We start from the raw sequence: 26,152 nt of genomic DNA on the forward strand, positions 1-26,152 counted from the left end.
CACAGCAATAAAAATATCAAAAGAAGGATTTAAAGAAAAGGTTTCTTCTGTAATATTAGTGAATGCTACATCATTACCAGATGCACTATGTGTTGCACCATTAGCTAATGCTTATGAGTGTCCTATATTATTAATAAATAAAGATAATATACCAAATGAAGTTTATGAAGAGATAAATAGATTAGGTGCACAAGATATTATATTAATAGGTGGGGAAGGTGTAATATCTAATAAAGTTGAAAGAGAATTAGAATCAAAGGGATATTATACAGATAGAATAGGTGGAAAAGATAGATATGAAATATCATTAAATATAGCATATGCATTAAATGAAATTAATCCAGTTAAAGAAATATCTATAGTAAATGGAGTAAAAGGATTAGCAGATGCTACAAGTATAGCACCACCGTCAGCGAGGGATGGAAGAGCTATATTATATACAAATGGAAATGATATAAGTGGTATAGAAAGTTTTATAACTAAAGATATTGAAAAAGCCTATATTGTAGGTAAAGAAGCAGCAGTATCTTCAAATGTTGAAAATATATTAAAATCTAAAAACTTAGATGTAAAAAGATTAGGTGGACAAAACAGAAAGGATACAAATGCAAAGGTAATAAGTGAGTTTTATTCTGGAAAAGAATTAAATAATATATATGTAGCTAAAGATGGAACTGGAAAAGAGAGCGACTTAATAGATGCATTATCTGTAAGTCCATTAGCTGCAAAGACTGAATCTCCAGTAATAATAGCTACAGGGAATGATAATATTTATACTTTAAGTGAATCTCAAAAAGATTTTGTAGAAAATCATAGACCAAAAGAGCTTACTAGAATAGGGGGAGGATATAATGAAGGACCATTTGATGACATAAAATGGCTTATTAGGGATACGATAGAGTTAGTTGATACTATAGAATATGGTGATGGATCAATTATAGAATTTGAAAATTGTTATGATTATTATTGTTCTTTTGAGGATGAAGTTTTAGTAGATATAGGAGCAATTGGTTGGATTAATATAACTTACAAGGATAAAAATGGAAACATAATCTGGCAAGATAAAATAAAGGATGAATATTTCACAGATATAGGGAAGGATATATATGTAACATATCTAGAGGATGTATATGATTTAAATGATGGTAATTTTATAGTAGCTTATTCTTCTTACAATATCTATACTGAAGATAAGCCTGAACCTAAATCAGTTAAATACAATAAAGCAGGAGATGTATTGTGGGAAACTACAATATCTTTTGGAGATTTTGAATATTCACCTTTCAATGTTTTAATAGAACCTAATGGAGATAATCTAATGGTAAAATCAAAAGGATATTTTGATTATATGTATGTATGCTATATAGAAACTATAATAAACAAGGATGGACAGATACTTGACCAAAAAGTTTGGGATGAAGATGGAAATATAGTATATAAATTAAAATAATAATATTTAAATTGGAAATGTAAAAGAGGACTGATAAAATCAGTCCTCTTTAATGTGAGAAATACTTGAAAAAGAGATGTTTTAAATTTTTCAAGTATTTATATTATATATTAATTAATTAAATATGTCTATATAAAAACAAAATATATATACTATTCTTTTCATATGTATTAAAAATATAAGTAAATTGAGAAAAAAGAATATATATATGATATAATAAAATATAAGTTTTAATAAGTGTATTATAATATAAGGGGGCAGATTATGTCAGTTTTAGACCGAATATTGAGTAAATCAGACGAAAATGAAATAAAAGTACTGAACAAAATAGTAGATGCCATAGACGCTCTTGAAGAAAAGACTCAAAAACTAAGTGATGATGAATTAAAAAATATGACTAATGTATTTAAAGATAGATTAAATAAAGGTGAAACATTAGATGATATATTAATAGAAGCTTTTGCTGTTTGTAGAGAAGCATCAAGAAGAGTTTTAGGGATGCGTCAATATAGAGTACAATTAATAGGTGGGATTGTACTTCATCAAGGTAAAATAGCAGAAATGAGAACTGGTGAAGGTAAAACATTAGTTGCAGTAGCGCCTGTTTATTTAAATGCATTAGCAGGTAAAGGAGTACATGTTATAACTGTTAATGACTATCTTGCAAATCGTGATAAAGAAATTATGAGGCCTGTATATGAGTTTTTAGGTATGAGTGTTGGGGTGATTCTTGCTAATCAAGATCCAGCAGTAAGAAAGGCTCAATACGATTGTGATATAACATATGGAACTAATAATGAGTATGGATTTGATTATTTAAGAGATAACATGGTAACTAAAAATGAAGATAAGGTACAAAGAGAGTTAAACTTTGCTATAGTTGATGAGGTTGACTCAATACTTATAGATGAAGCTAGAACTCCTTTAATAATTTCTGGTACTGGAGATGAAAGTACTAAATTATATGATATAGCAGATGCTTTTGTAAAAAGCTTAAATGAAGAAGATTATGAAATAGATGAAAAAGATAATGTAATATCTCTTACTGAAGAAGGTATGTCAAAATCAGAATCTTTCTTTGGAATAGAGAATTTAACACATATAGATAATATAGAAATATATCATCATATTAACCAAGCTTTAAGAGCTCATAAGTTAATGGACAAAGATGTAGATTATGTAGTTAAAGATAATGAAATTATGATAGTTGATGAATTCACAGGAAGAATAATGGATGGTAGAAGATACTCTGATGGTCTTCATCAAGCAATAGAGGCTAAGGAAAAAGTTGAAATAAAAAGAGAATCTAAAACTTTAGCTACAGTAACATTCCAAAACTTCTTTAGAATGTACTCTAAGTTATCAGGAATGACTGGTACTGCTAAAACTGAAGAAAGTGAATTTGAATCAACATATAATATGAATGTTGTAACTATTCCTACTAATAAGCCAATACTTAGAGCTGATTTAAATGATTTAGTATTTAAAACTGAAAAAGCTAAGTACAATGCAGTTGTAGATGAAATTATAAGGATAAATAAAACAGGACAACCTGTGTTAGTAGGTACTGTTTCTATAGATAAGTCAGAGTATTTATCTGAACTACTTAAGAAAAAAGGAATAGCACATGAAGTATTAAATGCTAAAAATCATGAAAAAGAAGCTGAAATAGTTAAAAATGCTGGTAAGTTAGGTGCTGTAACTATAGCTACTAACATGGCTGGTCGTGGTACGGATATATCTTTAGGAGCGGGAGATAAAAAAGAAGAGGAAAAGGTTAAAGAACTTGGTGGTCTTTATGTTATAGGAACAGAAAGACATGAAACAAGAAGAATAGATAATCAATTAAGAGGGCGTTCAGGACGTCAAGGAGATCCTGGTACTTCAAGATTCTTTGTTAGTTTAGAAGATGAAGTTATAAAGCTATATGGTGGAAATAGCATAGAAAAGCTTATGAAAAAAATGAATCCAAGTGAAGATGAAGCATTAGAAAGTAAGCAATTAGCTAAGGCCATAGAAAGAGCTCAAAGAGGTATAGAAGGTAAAAACTTTGAGATAAGAAAAAATGTTATAAAATATGATGATATAATAAATGAGCAAAGAAAAGTTATTTATGCTGAAAGAAATAAAGTATTAAATAATGAAGATTTAGAAGAAGAAATACAAAAAATGGTTAAAGATATAATAGCAGAAACTGCTGAAAAGTATTTAAGAAAAAATAAGGATTATTATGGATTCTTAAATAGTATTCATAGTAGCTTTATGCCAAAGGAATCTCTTATAATACCGGGTATGGACAAAATGAGTGTAGAAGAAACTATAGACTATACTTATGACTTATCTAAAAGGGTATATGACTTTAAAAAGATTATATCTGGAATAGATAAGGTTAAAGAACTTGAAAGAAGAGTTTTACTTGAAGTAGTTGATTCTCATTGGATAGATCACATAGATGCTATGGATCAATTAAGACAATGTATAGGACTTTCAGCTATAGGTCAAAAGGATCCTGTTAAGGAATATACTATACAAGGTTATGATATGTTTGAGGAATTAAATAGAACTATAAGATTAGAAACAGTAAAATACTTATATAAATTTAATTAAAAAAGTAGGCGATTACGCCTACTTTTTTTATTATGAAAATTAGAGAAAAATTAATTTAAATGTGAGAAAGGTCATAGATAAAATCTATGACCTTTATTGTGAGAAATACGGAAAAAAGAGATGTTAGAAATTTCTTTCTTCCTACAAATATTATACTATAATTTTTTTTAAAAGTCGAGAGTATATATCGTTAAAGTATAAAAAAATTTAAAGTAGTTTAATTACATAGATAACAAATTTTACATGTATAATTTGGCATTTAAGTTCTGTAATATGTCCCATAAATTATCTTATTATGTTATAATAGATATTAATGAGTAAAAATAGGAGGAATATTATGAGAAAAAGGACAAAAATGTTAACTTCTGGGTTAATATCGGCAACTTTATCAGTTCCAAGTTTAGCCTTTGCAGTTGGCAATAATGAAAATTCAAATATTAATATAGAGCTAGAAAAAAACAGCGTAATATTAGGGGATACATCAAAAGTAAGTATAAGCTTTAAAGAAAAGCAAAGTGCAAATAATATAATATTAAATCTTTCATGCTATGATGAAAAACTTAGCACAACTCTAAACTACAATCCTGAAAATAACAGATATGAAGGTGAGATAAAATTTGATATAGATCCAGAATATTTAAATGTATGGACAATTGAAAATATAGTAGTAAATAGTGATGAAAATGCACAAACTTTAGATAAAAATAAATTAAAAGAATTAGGTGTAAATGTAGATGATTATAAAATAACTCAAGAGTATATCTTAAGTAATGCTGTAGCACCTGCAAACTATCTAAAAAAGGTATCAGCACCAGTTGAAAAACTTGCTGGAAACACAGAATATGATACTGCAGTAGCTGTAAGTAAAAAAGGATGGCCAAATGGTAGTAAAAAGGTAGTTATAGTAAATGGGGATATAATTGCTGATGGAATATCTGCAACACCTTTGGCTGCAACTTATGAAGCTCCTTTACTTATAGTAAAAAAGGATACATTACCACAAGCTATAAATGAAGAATTAAAACGTTTAAGACCAGAGGAAATAATAGTAGTAGGTGGAGTAAATACTATATCTGACTCTGTATACAACACTATAAAATCAAATACAAATGCTAAAATGAGCCGTATTTGGGGGAATGACAGAAATGAAACATCATTAAGGATAGCTGAAAAAATAGATAAGGATCATGATGTAAATACTGTATTTATATCAAATGGATTTAAAGGAGATATAGATGCTCTTACAATAGCGGCTAAAGCAGGGCAAGATAAACAACCTATAATACTAACTAATAAAAGTACTATACCAACAGAAACTTACTCTTGGATGAAATCAGAAAGTTTAACAAATGCTTATTTTATAGGTGGACCAGATACTTTAGATACTGAAATTATTCATAAAATGGCAGACATAGCTAAGCCAGCTAGTGGAAGTATATACCATAATAGAGTTTATGGTGCTGATAGACATGAAACTAATGCAAAAGTTATAGAAAAGTTTTATACTAAAAGTGATTTAGATGCAGTATTAGTAGCTAGATCAGATAAGTTAGCAGATGCTTTAATAGCAGGACCATTAGCAGCTAAGTTAAATTCTCCAATACTTATAACTCCAACAGATAAATTATCTGAGTATCATGAAGATAACTTAACACAAAAGTCAGCTAATGTAATATATCAAATAGGTGGAGCTTTAAGTGATGATGTTTTATCTAAAATAGCATATAAGTTATCAATGCATAATTCAGGAGATAAAACTGTAGTAATAGATCCAGGTCATGGTGGAGCAGATCCAGGAGCAGTAAATAAAGTTGACCAAAGCATAAAAGAAAAAGACTATACTTTAGATACTTCATTAGCTACAGCTGAATATTTAAGAAAAAATAATATAAATGTAGTGTTAACTAGAGAAACAGATTTACCAAGTAATCAGAAATTATCTTTAGCAGAAAGAAGTAGTTTATCAAACTCTATTAATCCAGACTTACTTGTAAGTGTTCATTTTAACTCTTATAACACTGTCGCTAGAGGAATAGAAGCATTTTACAAGTATAAAGATAGAAATGGTGGAACTAGTAAAACACTAGCATCAAATGTATTAAATAGTGTATTAGAAAAATTTAATCTTCCAAATAGAGGTATAAAAACTAGAGTAGGTGATGATGGTGTAACTGATTATTATCATATGATAAGAGAAGTTAATGCTCCAGCTATAATAATAGAATCATCTTTTATAGATAATGAAGAAGATCAAAAGCTTGTTAACACTATTGAAAAAAGAAAATTATTAGGTACACAAATAGGTAAAGGTATAGAAAAAACTTTAAAATAAATTATTTATTAAATTTGTAAAAAATAGAATATTAAATTTCACATGGCATTAATTGTATTGATAATATATTATTTTTTGAGTATAATATAACCATAAATCATAAAATGATAAAATTTATTCCAAAATGGAGGTTATTATGTCTGAATATGCAACAGGAGGATGCGTTGTTATGGATGACCCATCTTATGTAAACAACATTGATTATAGTAATGTACGAGGCAATGTATTATTTGATGTTTATCAAAGAGTTTTAGACATAGTATTATCAGTAGTAGGGCTTTTAGTAGGGATACCTTTAATAGCTATATTTGGAATTCTTATTAAATTAGAAGATAATGGACCGATAACTTATAAACAGGAAAGATTAGGCAAAGGTGGAAAAAGATTTTATATTTATAAGCTAAGATCAATGAGAACTGATGCTGAAAAATTTGGTGCTCAATGGGCAGAAAAAAATGACCCTAGAATTACAAAAGTTGGGAAGTTTATTAGGAAAACTAGAATTGATGAGATCCCACAGTTATTTAATATATTAAAGGGAGATATGAGTATTATAGGGCCAAGACCTGAAAGGCCGGAATTTACACAGGAGTTTAATGAAGAAATACCAGGATTTATAAATAGGTTAGCAGTAAAGCCGGGACTTACAGGTTGGGCGCAAATAAATGGAGGATATGATATTACTCCTCAAGAAAAGCTCGTAGAAGATATATACTATATTGAGAATAGAAGTATATTACTAGATTTTAAGATAATCTTAAAAACTGTTAAGGTAGTATTAACAGGACATGGAGCTAGATAATTTTAAAAATATTAGATTATTAACCTATAAAGAGGCTCTTTTAAAAAGAGCCTTTTTTTATAGGATATTGCAAAATAAAAATAAAAGGATATGATTAGATATGATAAAAAAACTTGCGTATGTTTTATTAGCTTTATTTACAATGGTTACATTGTCAATAAGTGTATATGCTAATGAAAATTATAAAAAAGAATTTATAAAGGGGACTAATGGTGAAATATCAACAATTATAAATAAGCGAGCTTTTAAAAAGGCAGATGAGGTTATACTTATAAATGAAAATGCGAGTATTGATGCTATAAGTGTAACACCGCTGGCATATTTAAAAAAAGCTCCTATTATAACGACTTCATATAAAAATATTAACCAAGATACTATAGATTATTTAAAAGATTTAGGTGTTAAAAAGGTAACTATAATTGGTGGTTTGAAAAGTGTTTCTAAAACAATAGAAAATAAAATACAAGGTATGGAAATTGAGGTAGAGAGAATTTATGGAAATGATAGATATGAAACTTCTCAAAAAATAGCTAAAATAATGGATAAAGAGGAAAAAGTATCAGAAGCGATAGTTATTAGCTCTTTAGCTGGAATAGAAAATGCTATATCCATATCTGATTTAGCGTGTAAAAATAATATGCCTATATTATGGTCGAATGATAATCAAATACAAGATATTGCTAATTTTGTAAATAAACAAAACTATAAAAAGGTTTATGCATTAGGAAATGATGAAAGATTTACTCATAATGCAAAGCAGTATATAAACAATGTCGAATTAATAAAAGAAATGAATAGATACGATACAAATATAAATGATATTAAAAAATTATACAATGATATAAATAGTATTTATACTGTAAATATAGAATATGGAAATAACGGAGATATAACAAAGTATTTATCATTACCAGCAGCTGCTGCACATCAAAATGTTCCTATATTGATTTGTAATGAGAATTTAACTTATAATCAAGAAGAATTTATCAAAGAAAATGTGGAAAATGTAATTGAAGTAGGAGAAAAAGTAGGGGAATATAGTGTTTTAAATACATTTAAAAGTGATGCATTTTTTAAAGCTATGATAATGGTAGCTGTAATTATAATTATTATTATTCGAGGAATTAAGTCTTAAATAATTATAATAGAAGAAAATGATAAAAATATAAAATTTATAATATTAAAGGAGTGATATATTTGATACCTAAAAAAATTCATTATGTATGGATAGGTGGACCTAAAGGAAACTTAGAAAATATATGCATAAATTCTTGGAGGGAAAAATTACCTGATTATGAAATTATAGAATGGAATGAGCATAACGTAGATATCGAAGAGGAAATAAAAGGTAAAAAGTTTTTGGAAGTTTGTTATCAAAAGAAATTATGGGCGTTTATCTCAGACTATATAAGAGTAAAAGTTCTTTATGAAGAGGGCGGAATTTATATGGATACTGATATGCAAATATTAAAAGATATAAGTCCTATTTTAAAAGGACAGGATGTATTTTTTGGTTATGAGGATGAAAAACATATAAGTGCAGGTATAATTGGTGCAAAAAAAGGTCATAGGTTGTTTAAGCAAATGTTAGATTTTTATGAAAGTGATATATTAAGTGCAGATTTTTATACAATACCAAAATTAATAACACATATAGTAGAAAATAACTTTGAGAAAATAGATAAAAATCATTATGAAGATAATATAACAGTATATGATAGAGAATATTTTTATCCATTTAGTTATAGAGAAGAATTTTATCCAGAATGTATAACAGAAAATACTTATGGTATTCATTGGTGGGGAAAAAGTTGGGCTAAAAAGAGAGACTATTTCCTTGAAACTAAACATTTAAGTGGAAAAAATAAGATTATTAAATGTGCTAAAATATTTGCAGGAAATACACTTATAACCTTTAAGAAAAGAGGTTAATTATGAATAGTTTATCAAAAAAAATAGATATAAGAAAAATAGCTTTTACATTTATTTTGTTATTAATAATAACTAGAAAATATTTGATATCTTTTATTAATCCTAGTATAGATATAGGTTTAGTAAAATCACTTTTATTTTATGGTTCGATTCTAGGACTTTTAATACTGTTTATAACTGATAGTAAGAAAAGCGTTTCAGAAATAATTTTAGTAGGCATTTGCTTTATATTATATTTACTCAATAGAGAAGGTGCTATATTACTAATTGTATTATTAGCTGTATCAGCAAAAAATATTGATGATAGATATATAGTTAAAAACTATTTGATAATGACAGCAATATTTTTAGTTGGTGCACTTATTATATTTAATGTTTTTCCATGGTTAGAACATAATCAAGAGGTTCACTACAGATATATGAAAAAAATAGATGCCCTTGTTGTAAGAATGGATTATGGATTAGGAAATCCTAATGCTATATTTTATTATATGGTAACTATATATTCAGCATATATATTCTTAAGATTTAAAAAGTACAATTTTATAGATAGAATTATATTATTTGCTTCAGCATTTTTCATATACCAAACCACTTATAGTAGAACTGGAGGATATACTATATTTGCAGGATTAATATTTGTAGAGATAATAAGATTTTTAGATATAAAGAATATAAAGCCTTTAAAATTGCTTGCTAAAATATCTCCAATACTAATATCTGCAATAAGCGTAATTACAGGATACTTTTTCTACAATAATAGCATGGTTAATAGATTATTGGCTAGTAGACCTAAGTATTGGAATGTATATTTGGCTCAAGAAGGCAACTTTTTAAGTATTTTTGGTAATCATTATGACTCAACTATCAAATCTTTAAATCCTTTAGATAGTTCATATATATATATTATTTGTGTACTAGGATTATTAACTTGGGTACTATTTATGTACTTATTATATAAAGGTATAGGTGGATTTATAGAAGATGATAAAAAATCATATTTAACTGTAATAGTTATATTCTTAATATATTCTTTTGCAGAAAATTTATTATTAGAAGCTGGACTTAGCTTTGCTGTGGTGCTTTTAATTAAAGACGTTATAATGAGAGATAAAAGAGAAATTGATATATATAAATTTATAAGGAGACAGAAATAATGTTAGTATCACTGATAATGCCAACAATAAATAGATATGATGAAATATATTTATTAATGGACAGTTTAAAAAGACAAACATATAAAAACTTTGAATTAATAGTAATAGATCAAAATAACAATGATAAAGTTAAAGAGATAGTAGATAACTATGTGAATGACATGGATATAAAATATGTAAAAAGTGACAAACCAGGTTTAAGTTTAAATAGAAATATTGGAATTGATATGGCTAAGGGACAAATAATAGGATTCCCTGATGATGATTGTATTTATGAAGATGACACATTAGAAAAAGTTACAAGTTTTTTTGAAAAAAATAAAGATTATAGATTATATAGTTGTAAAACTATGGATTTAAATAAAGTAGATTACTTTAAGAAAATGTATGATGGAGAATGTGATATAGTAAGTACTAATATAATGGATACTTTAACATCAATAACATTTTTCATAAACTTTAAAAATGATAATTACACTAAGTTTGATGAAAAATTAGGTGTTGGAGGCGAATACGGCTCAGGAGAAGAAATAGATTATGTACTAGACTTATTAAACAAAGGATATAAGGGAAGATACTTTGGTGAAAATATAATTTATCACCCAGCAAAGAAACACTCTAAGTCAAAAGAAAAGTATCAAAGAGACTTTAATTATGGAAGAGGTTTTGGAGCGCTTTGTAAAAAAGAAATAGTTTATAGAAAAAACTATAAGTTTTTAAAAGTAATGGGATATAAAATAATTAGAAATATTGGTGGTATTGTTTTAAATAAAGATAGGGATTATCATGATGCAACAATAAAAGGAAGAATTGAAGGATTTAGACAATATAAATTATAAATGATATAGCGAGGACGGTACTTATGAGTAAAATAAATGCATTAATAAATATGATAATATCATATATAATTTATCCATTTAAAAAATCAGAATTTAAGAATAGAAATATTTGGCTTATAGGTGGACATGCGGGAGATATATATGACGATAACTCTAAGTTTCTTTATGAATATATATTAAGAAATCATAAGGATGTAGAAATTTACTGGGTTATAAATAAGGATAGTAAAGTAAAAGATAAAATACCTGGAAAGACCTTAATAAAAGGAAGTTTAAAAAATTATTTATATTATTATAATGCAAAGGTTATAGTATTTTCACATGCTCCATCTGCAGATATAGCTCCTTATAATTTTGCTGTTCCAGTTTTAAATAAATTCCATAAAAGAGTATTTAAAGTCTTTTTAAATCATGGGGCAATAAGTTTTAAGAAAAGAAAGCCTATGAATGCTAAATTAAAGAAGATGATTGATAACTTAATGAAAAGTTATAATATGACGACTGCCATATCAAAATTTGAAAGAGATATTATGGTTAACGAGTGGAAAATGAGAGATGATGCGGTATGTATAGTTGGTAGTGCTAGACAAGATAATCTTCCTTTAGATACTAAACCAGAAGGAAAAAACATTCTATACATGCCTACTTGGAGAGATTGGATTAAATTTGGAGATACTGAATTTACACAAACTGAGTACTTTAAAAATATAATGGATTTTTTAAATGATAAAAGATTAAATGATGTTTTAGAAAAAAATGATGTTAATATAAAGTTTTATATGCACCATTTAATGCACGAGTTTATAGATGATATAAAGTCAAATATAACTGGTAAAAAGATAATATTTTTAGATAAAGATGTTACTGTAGCAGATGAAATTACATCTTCTATAGCTAATATAACTGATTATTCAGGGGTTGCAATAGACTTTTTATATATGAATAGACCTATACTTTTTTATCAATTCGATAAGGAAAAATATAAAGATGAAGTTGATTCTTATATTGATTTAGATAAAGAAATGTTTGGTTATGTTGCCTATAACAAAGATGAGGCAGTAAATGAGTTAGTAAAATTAATAGAATGTGAATTTAAAGTTAAACAAAATCAAGAAGATGCAAGAAATAAATTTTTCAGATATAATGATAATAACAACTGTGAGAGGATTTATAACACTATATTAGAAAAGTTAAATAATATATAAATAGTGAGGAAAATAATATGAATAAAAATTTAGTATCTATAATTACTCCTATGTATAATTCTGGAAAATTTATAAAAGATACAATAGATTCTGTTTTAAGTCAAACTTATAAAGAATGGGAAATGATAATAGTTGATGATTGCTCTACAGATATATCTCCTGAGATAGTAAAATCTTATGTAGGTAGTGAAAGCAGAATAAAATATATAAGAACAGATAAAAACGGTGGAGTATCTAATGCTAGAAATATAGCACTAAAAAATGCTAATGGTCAGTATATAGCATTTTTAGATAGTGATGATATATGGGACAAAGAAAAATTAGAAAAGCAAATAAATTTTATGAAAGAAAAAGATTGCGCAATATCTTTTACATCATACGAATTAATAGACGAAGAAAATAAAAGATTGGATAAAATAGTAAGAGTAGTTCCAAGTATAGATTATAAAACATTATTAAAAGGAAATATACTAGGATGTTTAACAGTTATAATAGATAAATCGAAGTTAGATTTTGAAATAAAGATGAGTGGTGTTAGACATGAAGACTATGTGTTATGGCTATCTATACTAAAAAGAGGATACATAGCATATGGAATAGATGATGTTTTAGCTCAATATAGAAAATCTTTAACGTCGCTTAGTGGAAATAAATTAAAATCGGCTATGTGGACATGGAATATATATAGAAATGTAGAAAAAATACCATTATATAAATCTATATATTATTTCATTAATTATGGTATAAATGGAATTAAAAAAAGTTAAATCTTGATAAATTTTATTTTAAGTTAAATACTTATCCTATAGATATAAATTCATATATAAATTAAAAATTATATAAAATTAGCTAAGTATTCATTGTCATCTAAGAAGTAGTTATTTTAAATAGATAACAATAACTACTGTATAAGGAGAGTATAAGTTATGAATGAACCTTTAGTATCGATAATAACGCCTGTTTATAATGCAGAAAGGTTTTTATCAGACACAATAAAGTCAGTACAAAATCAAACATATAAAAATTGGGAAATTTTATTAATAGATGATTGTTCAAAAGATAATTCAGCTCAAATAATAAAAGAATTCCAAAAGTATGATAATAGAATAAAATATATAAAACTAAAAAAAAATTCTGGTGCATCAGTATCTAGAAATGAAGGTATTAGAAACGCAAAGGGTCGTTTTATTGCATTTGTAGATAGTGATGATATTTGGAAACCTGAAAAGTTAGAAATACAAATAAAATATATGTTAAAAGAAAACTTAGGGTTTACATTTACTTCATATAGATATATGAAAGAAAATGGTGAGCTTACTAATAAGATAGCAAAAGCTCCAAGTAAAATTAATTATAATGGGCTTTTAAAAAATACTATAATAGGATGTTCTACTGTAGTTATAGATAGAGAGATTGTTGACTATTTTGAAATGCCATTGGTAAGAAGGGGTCAAGATACTGCAACTTGGCTACAAATATTAAGAAAAGAAAAGTATGCCTATGGCATAGAACAAGATTTGGTTAATTATAGGCTTGTAGGAGAATCATTATCTAGTAATAAAATAAAAGCACTAAAAAGAACTTGGAATACTTATAGAAATGTAGAAAAACTAGGTTTACTTAAAAGTTCGTATGTATTTTGTTTTTATGTTTTTAATGCAATAAAGAAAAGAATATAAGTAAATTTTATATTAGGAGGAGAGAGTTATGAAAATTGCTATAGCTGGAACGGGATATGTAGGCTTAGTAACAGGTGTATGTTTAGCAGAAGTAGGTCATGAAAATGTTGTTTGTTTAGATGTGGACAAGCAAAAAGTTGATCTTATGAAGGATGGTGTTTCTCCTATATATGAAGAGCATCTAGAAGAATTAATGAAGAAAAACTATGAAAAGGGAAGAATTGATTATACTACTAATTATAAAGATGCATATAAAGATGCAGATATAATAATGATAGCAGTAGGGACTCCTGAAAGAAGTGATGGATCAGCTAACTTAGATTACATAAAAAAAGTAGCTAAACAAATAGCAAGTTCTGTAACAAAAGATACATTAGTAGTTATAAAGTCAACTGTTCCCATTGGAACAAATGATGCTATAGAAAAATTTATAAGAGAAAATTTAAAAAATAATGTAAGGATAGAACTTGCATCAAATCCAGAATTTCTATCTCAAGGAACAGCTGTAATGGATACTTTAAATGCATCAAGAATAGTAATTGGTGTTGAAAGTGAGTGGGCAAAAAATATTTTAGAAAAAGTTTATAAGCCTTTTAATCAACCTATAGTAGTAACTAATAGAAATAGTGCAGAAATGATTAAATATGCATCAAATGATTTCTTAGCTCTTAAAATATCTTTTATGAATGATATAGCAAATCTTTGTGAAATAGTAGGAGCTAATATAGAAGATGTTTCAAAGGGAATGAGCTATGATGAAAGAATAGGAAGTAAGTTTTTAAAAGCTGGTATTGGATATGGTGGATCTTGTTTTCCAAAGGATACTAAAGCCTTACACTGGTTAGCAAGTCACAATGGATATGAGTTAAAAACTGTAAAAGCAGCTATTGAAGTTAATGAATCACAAAAACTTAGATTAGTAAGAAAAGCTGCTAATTTAGTAGAAAGCTTTGATGGTATGAAGGTTTGTGTTCTTGGTCTTACTTTTAAACCAGAAACGGATGATTTAAGAGAAGCTCCTTCTATACCTAATATTCAGTATTTATTAGAAAGAGGAGCAGAAGTTGTTGCTTATGACCCTGTTGGAATTGAAAATGCTAAGAAAATATTTAAAGATAGTATAACATATACAACTAGTATAGACGAAGCTATAAAAGATGCTGATATTTGCTTTATAATGACTGAATGGAAACAAATTTTAAATTATGATATATCAAATTATAAAAATAAAATGAAAAGACCATTAGTATTTGATGGAAGAAACTGTTATACATTAGATACTATGAAAGATTTAGGTATAGAGTATTATTCTATAGGGAGATAATCCTTATAGAATAATTTTTTGAAAAAAGTTAATTTTACAATATATAGAATAAATTAGAGAGGTAAAATTTATGAAAACTATTTGTTATCTAGCAGATGGATCTAATCCTCACACTGTTAAGTGGTGTGATTATTTTAAAGATAAAGGTTTCAATATTCATGTAATATCTTTAAATGGTGGAAAAATAGATGGGGTTACAGTTCATGATTTTAGTAGTAATGTTGAAGAATTAAGAAATGAAAGTGCATTTAAAAAAACTGGATACATAAAAAATGTTAAGGAAATAAAAAAACTAGTACATGAAATAAAACCAGATATATTACATGCTCAATATGCGAGTAGTTATGGATTTATAGGAAGTTTATTAGGATATCATCCATACATTATATCAGTATGGGGAACAGATATATATGATTTCCCTAATAATGGACCAATACAAAAGCAGATTATAAAGCATAACTTTAGAAAAGCAGATTATATATTCTCAAATAGTAGAGATATGGCTAAGGAAGCCAATAAATATACGAAAAAGAATGTAGATGTTACATTCTTTGGAGTAGATATGGAAAGATTTAAACCTATAGAAGTTGAAAAAGAAGATGCTTTTGTTATAGGAATAATAAAAAGTTTAGAAAAAAAATATGGTATAGAATATCTTCTAAAAGCATTTAAACTCTTAAAAGATGAAAATTTAGATAGAAAAATATTACTTAAGATAGGTGGTTCTGGTAAAGACTTAGATAACCTAGTAAATTTAACAAAAGAGTTAGGTTTAGAAAATGAAGTTGAGTTTTTAGGAAGAATTTCACCTGAAAATGTAGCTAAGACTTTTTGTAGTTTTGATGTTACAGTATTCCCATCGTTAAGAGAAGGTTTTGGGGTTGCGGCTATAGAATCACAAGCTTGTGAAGTACCTGTAATAGTTACTAATGTTGGAGGTCATCCAGAGTCTTTAGATAATAATAAAACAGGATTTATAGTAGAGCCTAAACAGCCAGAAGAAATAAAAAATGCAATAATGAAATTTATAGAAGATGAAGATTTAAGAATTAAAATGGGTAAAGAAGGACGTAAATTTGTGAGAGACAATTACGAAATTAATCTTAATTTTAGTGATATAGCAAAAATTTACAATAATATCTTAAATAAATAAAAGAAAATATAACACTTATGTCGAATTAGTGGTATAATTATATAATATTAAAGGCTTAGTCTAAAGTAAACTTTTGTAGTTGTACAGGCTAAGCCTTTTTAGTGAAATGAGCTATGCTAATTTTGTAATTTGGAGGGATTTATTATGAAAAATATAAAACTAGCTACTAAAAATACTGATATATCTAGAGTATTAATTATAGGTGCTGGATGTGCTGGGGAGATGGTAGTAAAGGAGCTAGAGAAAAATCCTCAATTAAATAAGAAAGCAGTTGCCATTATAGATGATGACATTACGAGAATAGGGGATCAAGTGTCTGGAGTAGATATCGTAGGTACTAGAAATAGTATTTTAAAAATAGTAAAACTGTATAAAATAGACGAAATTATTTTTTCTATAGCTAATATATCTAAAAAGGGTAAAAAAGAAATAATAGATATTTGTAAAAATACTAATTGCAAAATAAAAACTATTCCAGGTATATATGAGATAATAGATGGGAAAGTTGATATAAAGCAGGTTAGAGATGTAGATATAGAAGATTTGCTAGGAAGAGAGCCTATTGAAGTAGATTTTAATTTAATGGGAAGTTATATACAAGACAGCACCATATTAGTTACAGGTGCTGGTGGATCTATAGGTTCAGAACTTTGTAGACAAATTGCGAATATAAGGCCAAAAAAACTTATAATGTTAGATAATTATGAGAATAATTTATACTCTATACAACAAGAGTTAATAAGAAAATACGGTGATAGTATTAAAATGATTGCCGTAGTGGCTTCTATAAGAGAACAGAAAAGGATGGAAAAAATATTTGATAAGTATAGACCTGAAGTTGTGTTTCATGCTGCAGCACATAAGCATGTGCCACTTATGGAAAATAGTCCAGGTGAAGCTATAAAAAATAATATTTTTGGAACTTTGAATGTGGCTATGCTTTCAAGTAAATATAATGTTAAAAGATTCTTATTGATATCTACTGATAAAGCCGTAAATCCTACAAATGTAATGGGTGCAACTAAAAGAGCTGCAGAAATGATAATTCAATCTTTAAATGAAGAAAGTAAAACAGAATTTGTAGCTGTAAGATTTGGAAATGTATTAGGAAGTAATGGAAGTGTGATACCTTTATTTAAAAAACAAATAGAAGAAGGAGGTCCAGTTACAGTAACTCATCCTAATATAATAAGATACTTTATGACAATAGAAGAGGCTGTAGGGCTTGTTATCCAAGCAGGTGGCATGGCAAAAGGTGGAGAGATATTTGTACTTGATATGGGAGAACCAGTTAAAATATTAGATTTAGCTAAAAATCTAATAAGACTAAGTGGATTTGAACCAGATGTAGATATAAAAATAGTTTTTACAGGACTTAGGCCAGGAGAAAAATTATACGAAGAACTTCTTATGTCTGAAGAAGGGCTATTAGATACTAAACATAAGAAAATATTTATAGGCAGACCAATAGATTTTGATAAAAATGACTTACAAAAGTATCTAATAGAATTGAGGAATATAGTTTTAGAAGAAGAGGATGAACTTATGGAACAAGCTATGAAAAATTTAGTTCCGACATTTATAAGCCCAGAGGTGGCTAATGCAATATAATAATTAAAAATATAGTGAGGAGTTTTAAGAATGTCAAAAGTAGCAAAAGCGGCAGTAGGTCTTATGCTAGTGACTATATTCTCAAAGGTTTTGGGATTAGTTAGAGAACAATTTCTTGCAGCCACGTATGGAACAGGATTATATGCAGCAGCTTATTCAACTGCTAATAATATACCTGTAATATTATTTTCTATAATAGGATCGGCAATAGCAACAAGCTTAATACCTATGTACAATAAATTAAATGCAGAATCAGGAGAGCAAAGAGCACTTGATTTTACAAATACATTAATAAATATAGTAATAATTATTTGTTTAATAATAGCTGGATTAGGAATGATATTTACTAAGCCTTTAGTAAAACTTTTTGCATCTGGATATGAAGGACAAGTATTATTAACAACTATAAGTTTTACAAGAATATTATTAATAAGTGTTGTATTTGTTGGATTATCAAATATAATGACAGGATATTTACAAATAAAAAATAACTTTGTTATACCAGGACTTATAGGTATACCATATAGTTTAGTTATAATGGCATCTATATATCTTAGTTCAAGAAGTAATATTTATATATTAGTGTACGGAACATTAATAGCAATATTATTTAAGTTTTTATTCCAAGTTCCTTTTGCATACAAAAAAGGATATAGATATTCTTTTAAAATAAATTATAAAGACCCAGCAATGAAGGAGATATTAGTTTTAATACTTCCAGTTGTTATAGGGGTTGGAGTAAGCCAAGTAAGTGCTATAATTGATAAAAGTTTAGCATCCACTTTAGGAACAAATGTAGTTGCATCTTTTAGTTATGCAACCAAATTATATGAATTTGTACAGGCATTATTTATAACATCTATATTATCTGTTGTATACCCTAAAATGTCTAAGTTATTAGTTGGTGATAATATTGATGCATTTAAAGTATCTCTTAGAAAAACTATCAATATAATAGTGTTATTATTAGTTCCAATAGCTATAGGTGCATCTATACTTGCAGTTCCAATAGTAAAGGTACTTCTTCAAAGAGGACAATTTACTTATGATGATACTATAATGACAGCTAATATACTGAAGTTTTATACAATAGGAATAATAGCTTTTGCTGTTAGGGATGTAATGACTAGAGGTTTCTACTCTTTACATGATAGTAAGACTCCTATGGTAAATGGTATAGTATCAATAGTGTTTAATATAGTATTAAATTTAATACTTATTAGATTTTTAGGATATAAAGGATTAGCTTTAGCTACAGCTATATCAGCTTATATTGGGCTAATTTTATTCTATTTTAGTTTAAAAAAGAAAATCGGAAACTTTGAACAACATAAAGTATTTTCAGTTGCAATTAAGTCTGTAGTTTCATCTCTTATAATGGGTGTAGCAGCTAAGTTTATATTTGAATTTGTATCTAATTTATTAGGTGCAGGAATTATAAATGAAATATTAAGCTTAGGATTATCAGTTGGAGCTGGTGCTATTATTTACTTTATAATAATATATATATTAAAAGTAGAAGAGTTAAATATTGTAATTGAAATGGTAAATAGTAAAGTTAAATTAAAAAGAAATAAATAATATAAAAGGTGTCTATATAAATAAATATATATATAGACACCTTTTATATACTAAAAAATTTATAATTAACTATTCAGGTTATTTTTTTAATATAGATTTAAATACTTTATACATATTAGCAGATTGTTTTTTAGCTTTAAGTAAATATTTATAAACTATATGATAAATTTTTGGATTACAATTTGAGATCTTAAGAGAAACTAATGATATTTTATGAGCTACATCATATGTATAATTAGTATTAAAAATTTTATAGTTTTCTCTTATACTTAATATATCAGAATTTATTAATCTTTTTATGTACTTTTTCTGAATGTCAGAGTTATTACTATATGAATATAGTTTATAAGATTCTACAGAGAACATTCTCATTACAAATGCACAGTATTCATCCCTAAATTTACTCATTAAATTTAAAATAGTTATATTTTTATTTACAATTTTTACGATTTCTTCAGTGTCTAATATTATACTGTCATCTATTATCTTTATAGAAGAATTATTTCTTTGGATATAATGATAGAATATTTTTTTTATATTTTTTATCCTTTTGCAATAAGGAAATAATCTAGAAAAAAAGGCTATATCCTCATAAATTTTCATATGTTCAGGATATTGTATATTATTTTCCTTTAAAATAGATGCTTTAATTAATTTATTCCAGGAATGTCCAGTTACGCCATTTTTATGATGAAGAATTTCTGATAAAATTTCATATCCACTATAAATACGATTTTCATCTAAATTAATTATTCTATTCTGAGTATTTCCATCTTCATAATCAACGAAATAACCACACATAGCAATATCTAAATCATTATTTGAAGCTTCATTATACATTGTTTCTATCATATTTTCGTCTAAATAGTCGTCAGAGTCTATAAATAATATATATTCACCACTAGAAATTTTTATTGCTTCATTTCTACAGTTAGATACACCTTTATTTTCTTTATTATCGATATATTTTATATTAGTATTTTCATTTATAAAAGTTTCAATTATTTTATGGCTATTATCATTTGAATTATCATTTACTATTATTAATTCTATATCCTTAAATGTTTGATTTAAGATAGAATTTAAACATCTTTCTAGGTAAAGTTCAGTATTGTATACTGGGACTATTACACTTACTTTAATATTTTTATTAGACATATATTAAAATTCCTTTCTAGGTTATATTAAAATATTTAAAAATAACCTATTATAATATTTTTACTTAATTTAATGGATTTAAATCATTTTTAATTAAATTTATTTTCAAAATAAAATCCTATAAATGTAATTTTATAGGATTTTGTATATAAATGCGTTAAAAATTCGACATATTAAATATTATATATATTCTTTTTATTATTAACAAGTGAATTATTAAGTAAAATTTTTTATTTACAAATTTTTACCATTTATATGATATAATTTGAACTATAAAGAACTTGTAATACAAGGGGGAAAATATGAATATAAAAAAGATACTTAGTGTAACAATAGCAACAATTTTTATCAGTACAAGTACTATTGTTCCAAAATCATATGCAAGTCAACAAAACGAATATGAAACATACGTAAAGCAAAAACCAAAATCATATAACCTAGAGAATATTGACTTACCAGAAGAAGTAAAATCCGACTTAGAAGAAGAAAATAATATAAAATACTTTAAATTAAAAACAAATGCAGAATATGAAGTAGCGTTAGCTTATGAAGATGGAACATACATATTTTATAAAAAGGCAACAACACTAGAAGAGGCAAAATCTATAGCAAATGATATAAAAAATCAGTATGTTGGTCAAAACATAATACCTGTAGTAATAAATCAAAATGGTATAATAGAATATGCAACAAATGCTATAGGAAGAATTGTAAAAATTGGAGATGGAATATCTGAGAATGCAACAAATTTTACAGTTAAATTATATAAAGATTCTGATAAGAAAAATGAATATACTTATATAAATAATGGATATATAGACGATGTTCCAATACTAGATGAAACAGAAACTATGGTAAAGCTAGAAGTAGCAGGATTTATTGGATGGATGGAAAAAGAAGATTCACAAGGCATAAATATACTTAAAGTACCAATAAATCAAGCTAAAAACCTAAGCTACTATCAAAATGAGAATGGACAACTTATTCATTATATAAGTGCAAATGTAGAGGGAAATACGGGTAGCAAAAGAAGTATAGGTAGAGCGCCAGCGTTTATGAATAGTGGAGTAAAATATTATAGCTACGATGGAAATTATTTTTACACTGATATAGAAAAATTAATAAGTGATGCAAAAGATAATAATCATAATAATGCAGTAAATAGTAACAATATCTTTTATAATTATTATCAATATTTATCATTAAGAAGTAAGGCATCATATACAGCAGAAGATATAAATACTTACTTTGCTAACAATACTCCAACAGATAGTGTATTAAGAAATACAGGAGAATACTTTATAAAAGCTCAAAGTAAATATGGTGTTAATGCATCTGCTATGGTAGGTATCGCTATGAATGAATCTGGAAAAGGAACATCTATTATAGCTAAAACTAAAAACAACATATTTGGAATAAATGCAGTAGATAGTAATTCTAATGGAGCAAATTATTTTAATAGTATAGAAGATTGTATAGATACATTTGCAACTGAATATATGACTAATGGATATTTAAATCCTAAAAGTTGGAAATATTACAGTGGACACTTAGGAAATAAAAATTTAGGTTGTAATGTTAAATATGCATCTGATCCATACTGGGGAGAAAAGTCATCAAGTTTTATGCATGATATGAATGCATATTTATTTAATCAAGGTAAAAGTGATGATTATAATAGATACACAATAGGTATTGTAAATAAAAATTCTGATATAAAAAATAAAGATGGAATAAGTTTATATACTGCATCACAAGGACATGCAGTATTAGTATCAGATAATAGACAAAAAAATACTGAAATAAATCCAGATAGAATAACTCCTTTAAATGTAACTAATCCAATACCAGGAAGTTATGACTGGACAGTAAAAGGATATATACAAAAAGGAAATATAGATATAGTAAATACACAAACTTCAAAAGTTATAGTTGATACAATAACAGGTGATACAAGATATGAAACTGCATCGATGATTTCTGATCATCAAAATTATACAACAGCAATACTTGTTAATGCTGATAATAGTATGGCGGATGGACTTAGTGCAAGTGGCTTATCAGGAGTATTAAATGCACCTATACTTTTAACTAAAAAAGACGCAATACCTAGTGAAACTGAGAAAAGGCTAAAAGGAGTAAATAAGGTTTATATAATAGGACAAGAAAACTCTGTAAGTAAAACAGTAGAAAAGAATATAAAGTCTAGAAATATAGAAGTAATAAGACTTGGAGGAATAGATAGAATTCAAACTAGCTATGAAGTAGCTAAGGAAATGAAAAGAATAAATCCTAATATAGAAAAGGTATTTTTAGTGAATGGATATAAAGGTGAAGCTGATGCTATGAGTGTATCATCAGTTGCAAATAGAGATAAAGCACCTATAATATTAACTAATGGAAATGATATACCTTTTACAATAAATAATAAGGAAACTTATATTATAGGTTTAGATGCTGTTATGAGTAATAACATAGTAACTAAGGTGAATGGAACTAGATTAGGCGGAATTGATAGATTTGCTACAAATAAAATTGTAATTGAAAAGTTTTATCCAAATACTAATGAATTTTATATATCAAAAGGATATGTATTAGTAGATGCATTAACAGTATCACCACTTGCTAAAAACTATCCAGTAGTATTAGCACATAAAGGTAGTGAAAAAAGTGTAGTAAAAAATGCAACTAAACTTATTCAAGTAGGAGGAATGGATAAGGATATAATAGAGGAATGTATATCACAAGTAAAATAAAATTCATTTTGCTAGAGCCATGTGCTTACAAAATAATTTATTTTGTAAAGGACATATTCTTGTTTTAACCGAGTATATATCAGTTGTTTAAAAATATTATAAGAAAGAGAGTTACCTTAATTGGTAGCTCTTTTTTTACTTACTAGGAATTTATGATATATAAAAAACTGTTGATAACTTTTGTATCAAAGTAAATTCAACATGTATAGTAAAGTAAAAAATGACATTTTTGAGCAACGGATGTATCCGAAGTGTGAACGAGGATATATCGTTGGCGAAATGAGCGAAGCGAATTTTTTATACAGTTAATAACTAAATAATTATATAAGACTTATTTTTTATATATAAACTATAAAATTATGTAGATAAAGGTGTAATTTTGTCAAGAATTGACTAGTATATTTTATTTATGTATACTTTTATATGTTAATTTCTAAAGAATTAGATAGGGGGGAATTATGAAGAAGTTTAAGACAGTTATTTTAGCATTAGTACTTATATTACCATTATTTAGGCTAGATGCATTTGCTGATACTAATACAGAAATGAGAGGAGTATGGGTATCATCTGTATATAATATGGACTGGCCTCAAACTAAGAATAATATAACAGCACAAAAAAAGGAGTATACAGACTTATTAGATAAACTAAAAAGTGTTGAAATGAACACTGTAATAGTTCAAATAAGACCTAAATCAGATGCACTATACAAATCAAGTATAAATCCATGGTCGGAGTATTTAACAGGAACACAAGGAAAAGACCCTGGATATGACCCACTTGTATTTTTAATTGATGAAGCTCATAAAAGAGGAATGGAATTTCATGCATGGTTAAACCCATATAGAATCACAACTAGTGGAACAGATACAAGTAAATTAGCATCAAATAATCCTGCAGTACTTCATCCAGATTGGGTAGTTAAACACTCAATATCTAATGGTGAAGCTCTTATATATAATCCAGGACTTCCAGAAGTTAGACAATATATTGTAGATACTGTAAAAGAAATAGTAACAAATTATAATGTAGATGGTATACATTTTGATGATTATTTCTATAGATCAGGTATAGATGATGATAAAGCATACAAAATGTATGGAAATGGAATGAGCAAGGATGACTGGAGAAGAGAAAATGTAAACACTTTATTACAAGAAGTAAAAAGTTGTATAAAGAGTATAAAACCAAATGTTAAATTTGGAGTAAGTCCAAGTGGAATATGGAAAAATAAATCAAGTGATTCAACTGGATCAGATACAAGAGGAAAAGAAAGCTACTATAGTGATTATGCAGATACTAGAACTTGGATAAAAAGAAATCTTGTAGATTATATAACTCCACAAATTTATTGGCCTATAGGGTATAGTGCGGCAGATTATTCAAAACTAATACCATGGTGGGCAAATGAAGTAAAAGGAAGCAACGTAGATTTATATATAGGACAAGGTGTATATAAACAAGGCGAAAGTAGTAATTCAAATCAAAATATAGCAGCAGAAATAAAAGATGAGATAAACTTAAACAGGCAATATAGTGAAATAAAAGGTAGTATGTATTTCTCGGCAAGAGATATAATAAAAAATACTACACTTCAAAATGATTTAAAGGATATATATAGTGATAAGCCAAAGGTTAAGCCTTTAAAGGGAAGTACAAGATATGAAACGGCAACAACTATAAGTAAAGAAGGGTGGCCAAATGGAGCTAACACTGTGGTTATTACTAGTGGAAATTCAATAGTTGATGGTGTAACAGCAACACCTCTTGCAACTTCATATGATGCACCTATACTATTATCTGATAAGGATACTTTGACTGATTATACTAGTACAGAGCTTAGAAGATTAAATCCTAAAAAAGTTATAGTAATTGGTGGAGAATCAGTAGTAAGTAATAAAGTTATTACTGAGCTGAAACGTTTATTGCCAAATGCTACAACTAATAGAATTGGTGGAATTGATAGATATGAAACTTCTTTAAAAATAGCAAAGGAAATAGACTATATAAATCCTATTAATAAAATATATGTAGCTGGTGGATACGGAGAAGTAGATGCATTATCAATAGCAGCAAAAGCAGGTGAAGAAAAGCAGCCTATAATACTAATGCCTAAAGATAATGTAGATTTTAATTCGTATAATTGGTTAAAGAGTAAGAATTTACAAAATGCTTATTTTATAGGTGGTAATGCAGTATTGTCAGATAATATTATATTAAAAATAAATGAGATAACTTCTAACAATGTTTTAAGCAATAGAGTTTCTGGTGATGATAGACAAGAAACTAATGGTAAAGTAATAGAAAAATTCTACACAAATTCTAGTTATGAAAAAGTACTTGTAACAAAAAGTAATCCATTAGTTGATGCTTTAACTGCAGGACCATTGGCAGCTAAGCTAAAATCACCTATAGTTATAGTAGGAAATAGTGTTAGTAAAACTCAAAGTAATATTTTAGAACCTAAGAAATCGAGCTTAGTTTATGAAATTGGAGGGGGAATTAATACAAATTCTATAAATCATGTAACTGAGCTATTAAAGTAATATGATAAATGAGTAATGTA

At 27.0% G+C, this 26,152-nt stretch carries 18 protein-coding genes; 17 read left to right on the forward strand and 1 reads right to left on the reverse strand.

Going from position 1 to position 26,152, the window contains the following annotated elements; genetic code table 11:
* Positions 1 to 7 precede the first annotated feature (7 nt).
* From BN7997_RS03720 to murJ, 15 genes are all read left to right on the forward strand, one after another.
* The gene (locus BN7997_RS03720) at positions 8 to 1,450 is read left to right on the forward strand and encodes a cell wall-binding repeat-containing protein (RefSeq protein ID WP_278335260.1); all 1,443 of its coding nucleotides are present in this window, start codon (positions 8 to 10) and stop codon (positions 1,448 to 1,450) included.
* A 264-nt stretch (positions 1,451 to 1,714) separates the two neighbouring features.
* Positions 1,715 to 4,057, forward strand: a complete 2,343-nt coding sequence (gene secA / locus BN7997_RS03725) for a preprotein translocase subunit SecA (protein WP_071119532.1) — start codon at positions 1,715 to 1,717, stop codon at positions 4,055 to 4,057.
* 337 nt (positions 4,058 to 4,394) lie between these two features.
* Positions 4,395 to 6,389, forward strand: coding sequence for an N-acetylmuramoyl-L-alanine amidase (locus tag BN7997_RS03730; RefSeq protein WP_071119533.1), 1,995 nt, complete (start codon positions 4,395 to 4,397; stop codon positions 6,387 to 6,389).
* A gap of 136 nt (positions 6,390 to 6,525) precedes the next feature.
* Positions 6,526 to 7,191 carry a sugar transferase gene (locus tag BN7997_RS03735; protein ID WP_071119534.1) on the forward strand — a complete coding sequence of 222 codons (666 nt, stop codon included), beginning with the start codon at positions 6,526 to 6,528 and terminating at the stop codon, positions 7,189 to 7,191.
* A gap of 100 nt (positions 7,192 to 7,291) precedes the next feature.
* The gene (locus tag BN7997_RS03740) at positions 7,292 to 8,326 is read left to right on the forward strand and encodes a cell wall-binding repeat-containing protein (RefSeq protein WP_071119535.1); all 1,035 of its coding nucleotides are present in this window, start codon (positions 7,292 to 7,294) and stop codon (positions 8,324 to 8,326) included.
* A gap of 62 nt (positions 8,327 to 8,388) precedes the next feature.
* Complete coding sequence (locus BN7997_RS03745) at positions 8,389 to 9,123, forward strand: glycosyltransferase (RefSeq protein WP_071119536.1); 735 nt, start codon at positions 8,389 to 8,391, stop codon at positions 9,121 to 9,123.
* 2 nt (positions 9,124 to 9,125) lie between these two features.
* Positions 9,126 to 10,280, forward strand: coding sequence for a polysaccharide polymerase (locus BN7997_RS03750; protein ID WP_071119537.1), 1,155 nt, complete (start codon positions 9,126 to 9,128; stop codon positions 10,278 to 10,280).
* The gene (locus BN7997_RS03755) at positions 10,280 to 11,119 is read left to right on the forward strand and encodes a glycosyltransferase family 2 protein (protein WP_071119538.1); all 840 of its coding nucleotides are present in this window, start codon (positions 10,280 to 10,282) and stop codon (positions 11,117 to 11,119) included. Before BN7997_RS03750 ends, BN7997_RS03755 begins: the two co-directional genes overlap by 1 nt.
* A 23-nt stretch (positions 11,120 to 11,142) precedes the next feature.
* Entirely contained in the window at positions 11,143 to 12,324 is a 1,182-nt protein-coding gene (locus BN7997_RS03760) for a CDP-glycerol glycerophosphotransferase family protein (RefSeq protein WP_071119539.1), read from the forward strand.
* 17 nt (positions 12,325 to 12,341) lie between these two features.
* A complete protein-coding gene (locus tag BN7997_RS03765) occupies positions 12,342 to 13,091 on the forward strand; it encodes a glycosyltransferase family 2 protein (protein ID WP_071119540.1) in 750 nt (249 codons plus the stop codon).
* Between the two features lie 159 nt (positions 13,092 to 13,250).
* Positions 13,251 to 14,003 carry a glycosyltransferase family 2 protein gene (locus BN7997_RS03770; RefSeq protein WP_071119541.1) on the forward strand — a complete coding sequence of 251 codons (753 nt, stop codon included), beginning with the start codon at positions 13,251 to 13,253 and terminating at the stop codon, positions 14,001 to 14,003.
* 28 nt (positions 14,004 to 14,031) lie between these two features.
* Positions 14,032 to 15,327, forward strand: coding sequence for a UDP-glucose dehydrogenase family protein (locus BN7997_RS03775; protein ID WP_071119542.1), 1,296 nt, complete (start codon positions 14,032 to 14,034; stop codon positions 15,325 to 15,327).
* Positions 15,328 to 15,397: 70 nt separating this feature from the next.
* Positions 15,398 to 16,480, forward strand: coding sequence for a glycosyltransferase (locus BN7997_RS03780; protein WP_071119543.1), 1,083 nt, complete (start codon positions 15,398 to 15,400; stop codon positions 16,478 to 16,480).
* A gap of 144 nt (positions 16,481 to 16,624) precedes the next feature.
* On the forward strand, positions 16,625 to 18,091 hold the full coding sequence (locus BN7997_RS03785) for a polysaccharide biosynthesis protein (RefSeq protein WP_074010956.1): 1,467 nt from the start codon (positions 16,625 to 16,627) through the stop codon (positions 18,089 to 18,091).
* Between the two features lie 30 nt (positions 18,092 to 18,121).
* Positions 18,122 to 19,672 carry a murein biosynthesis integral membrane protein MurJ gene (gene murJ, locus BN7997_RS03790; protein WP_071119544.1) on the forward strand — a complete coding sequence of 517 codons (1,551 nt, stop codon included), beginning with the start codon at positions 18,122 to 18,124 and terminating at the stop codon, positions 19,670 to 19,672.
* A 78-nt stretch (positions 19,673 to 19,750) separates the two neighbouring features.
* Here the strand turns inward: murJ and BN7997_RS03795 are convergent, their stop codons facing one another.
* The gene (locus BN7997_RS03795; RefSeq protein ID WP_071119545.1) at positions 19,751 to 20,830 is read right to left on the reverse strand and encodes a glycosyltransferase family 2 protein; all 1,080 of its coding nucleotides are present in this window, start codon (positions 20,828 to 20,830) and stop codon (positions 19,751 to 19,753) included.
* A gap of 302 nt (positions 20,831 to 21,132) precedes the next feature.
* Here BN7997_RS03795 and BN7997_RS03800 point away from each other — a divergent pair, with 302 nt between their 5' ends.
* Complete coding sequence (locus tag BN7997_RS03800) at positions 21,133 to 23,586, forward strand: cell wall-binding repeat-containing protein (RefSeq protein ID WP_071119546.1); 2,454 nt, start codon at positions 21,133 to 21,135, stop codon at positions 23,584 to 23,586.
* Positions 23,587 to 24,044: 458 nt separating this feature from the next.
* Entirely contained in the window at positions 24,045 to 26,132 is a 2,088-nt protein-coding gene (locus tag BN7997_RS03805; RefSeq protein ID WP_071119547.1) for a family 10 glycosylhydrolase, read from the forward strand.
* The last annotated feature ends 20 nt before the right edge of the window (positions 26,133 to 26,152 follow it).

Source organism: Romboutsia timonensis (genome assembly GCF_900106845.1).
GTDB classification, from domain to species: Bacteria; Bacillota; Clostridia; order Peptostreptococcales; family Peptostreptococcaceae; genus Romboutsia; species Romboutsia timonensis.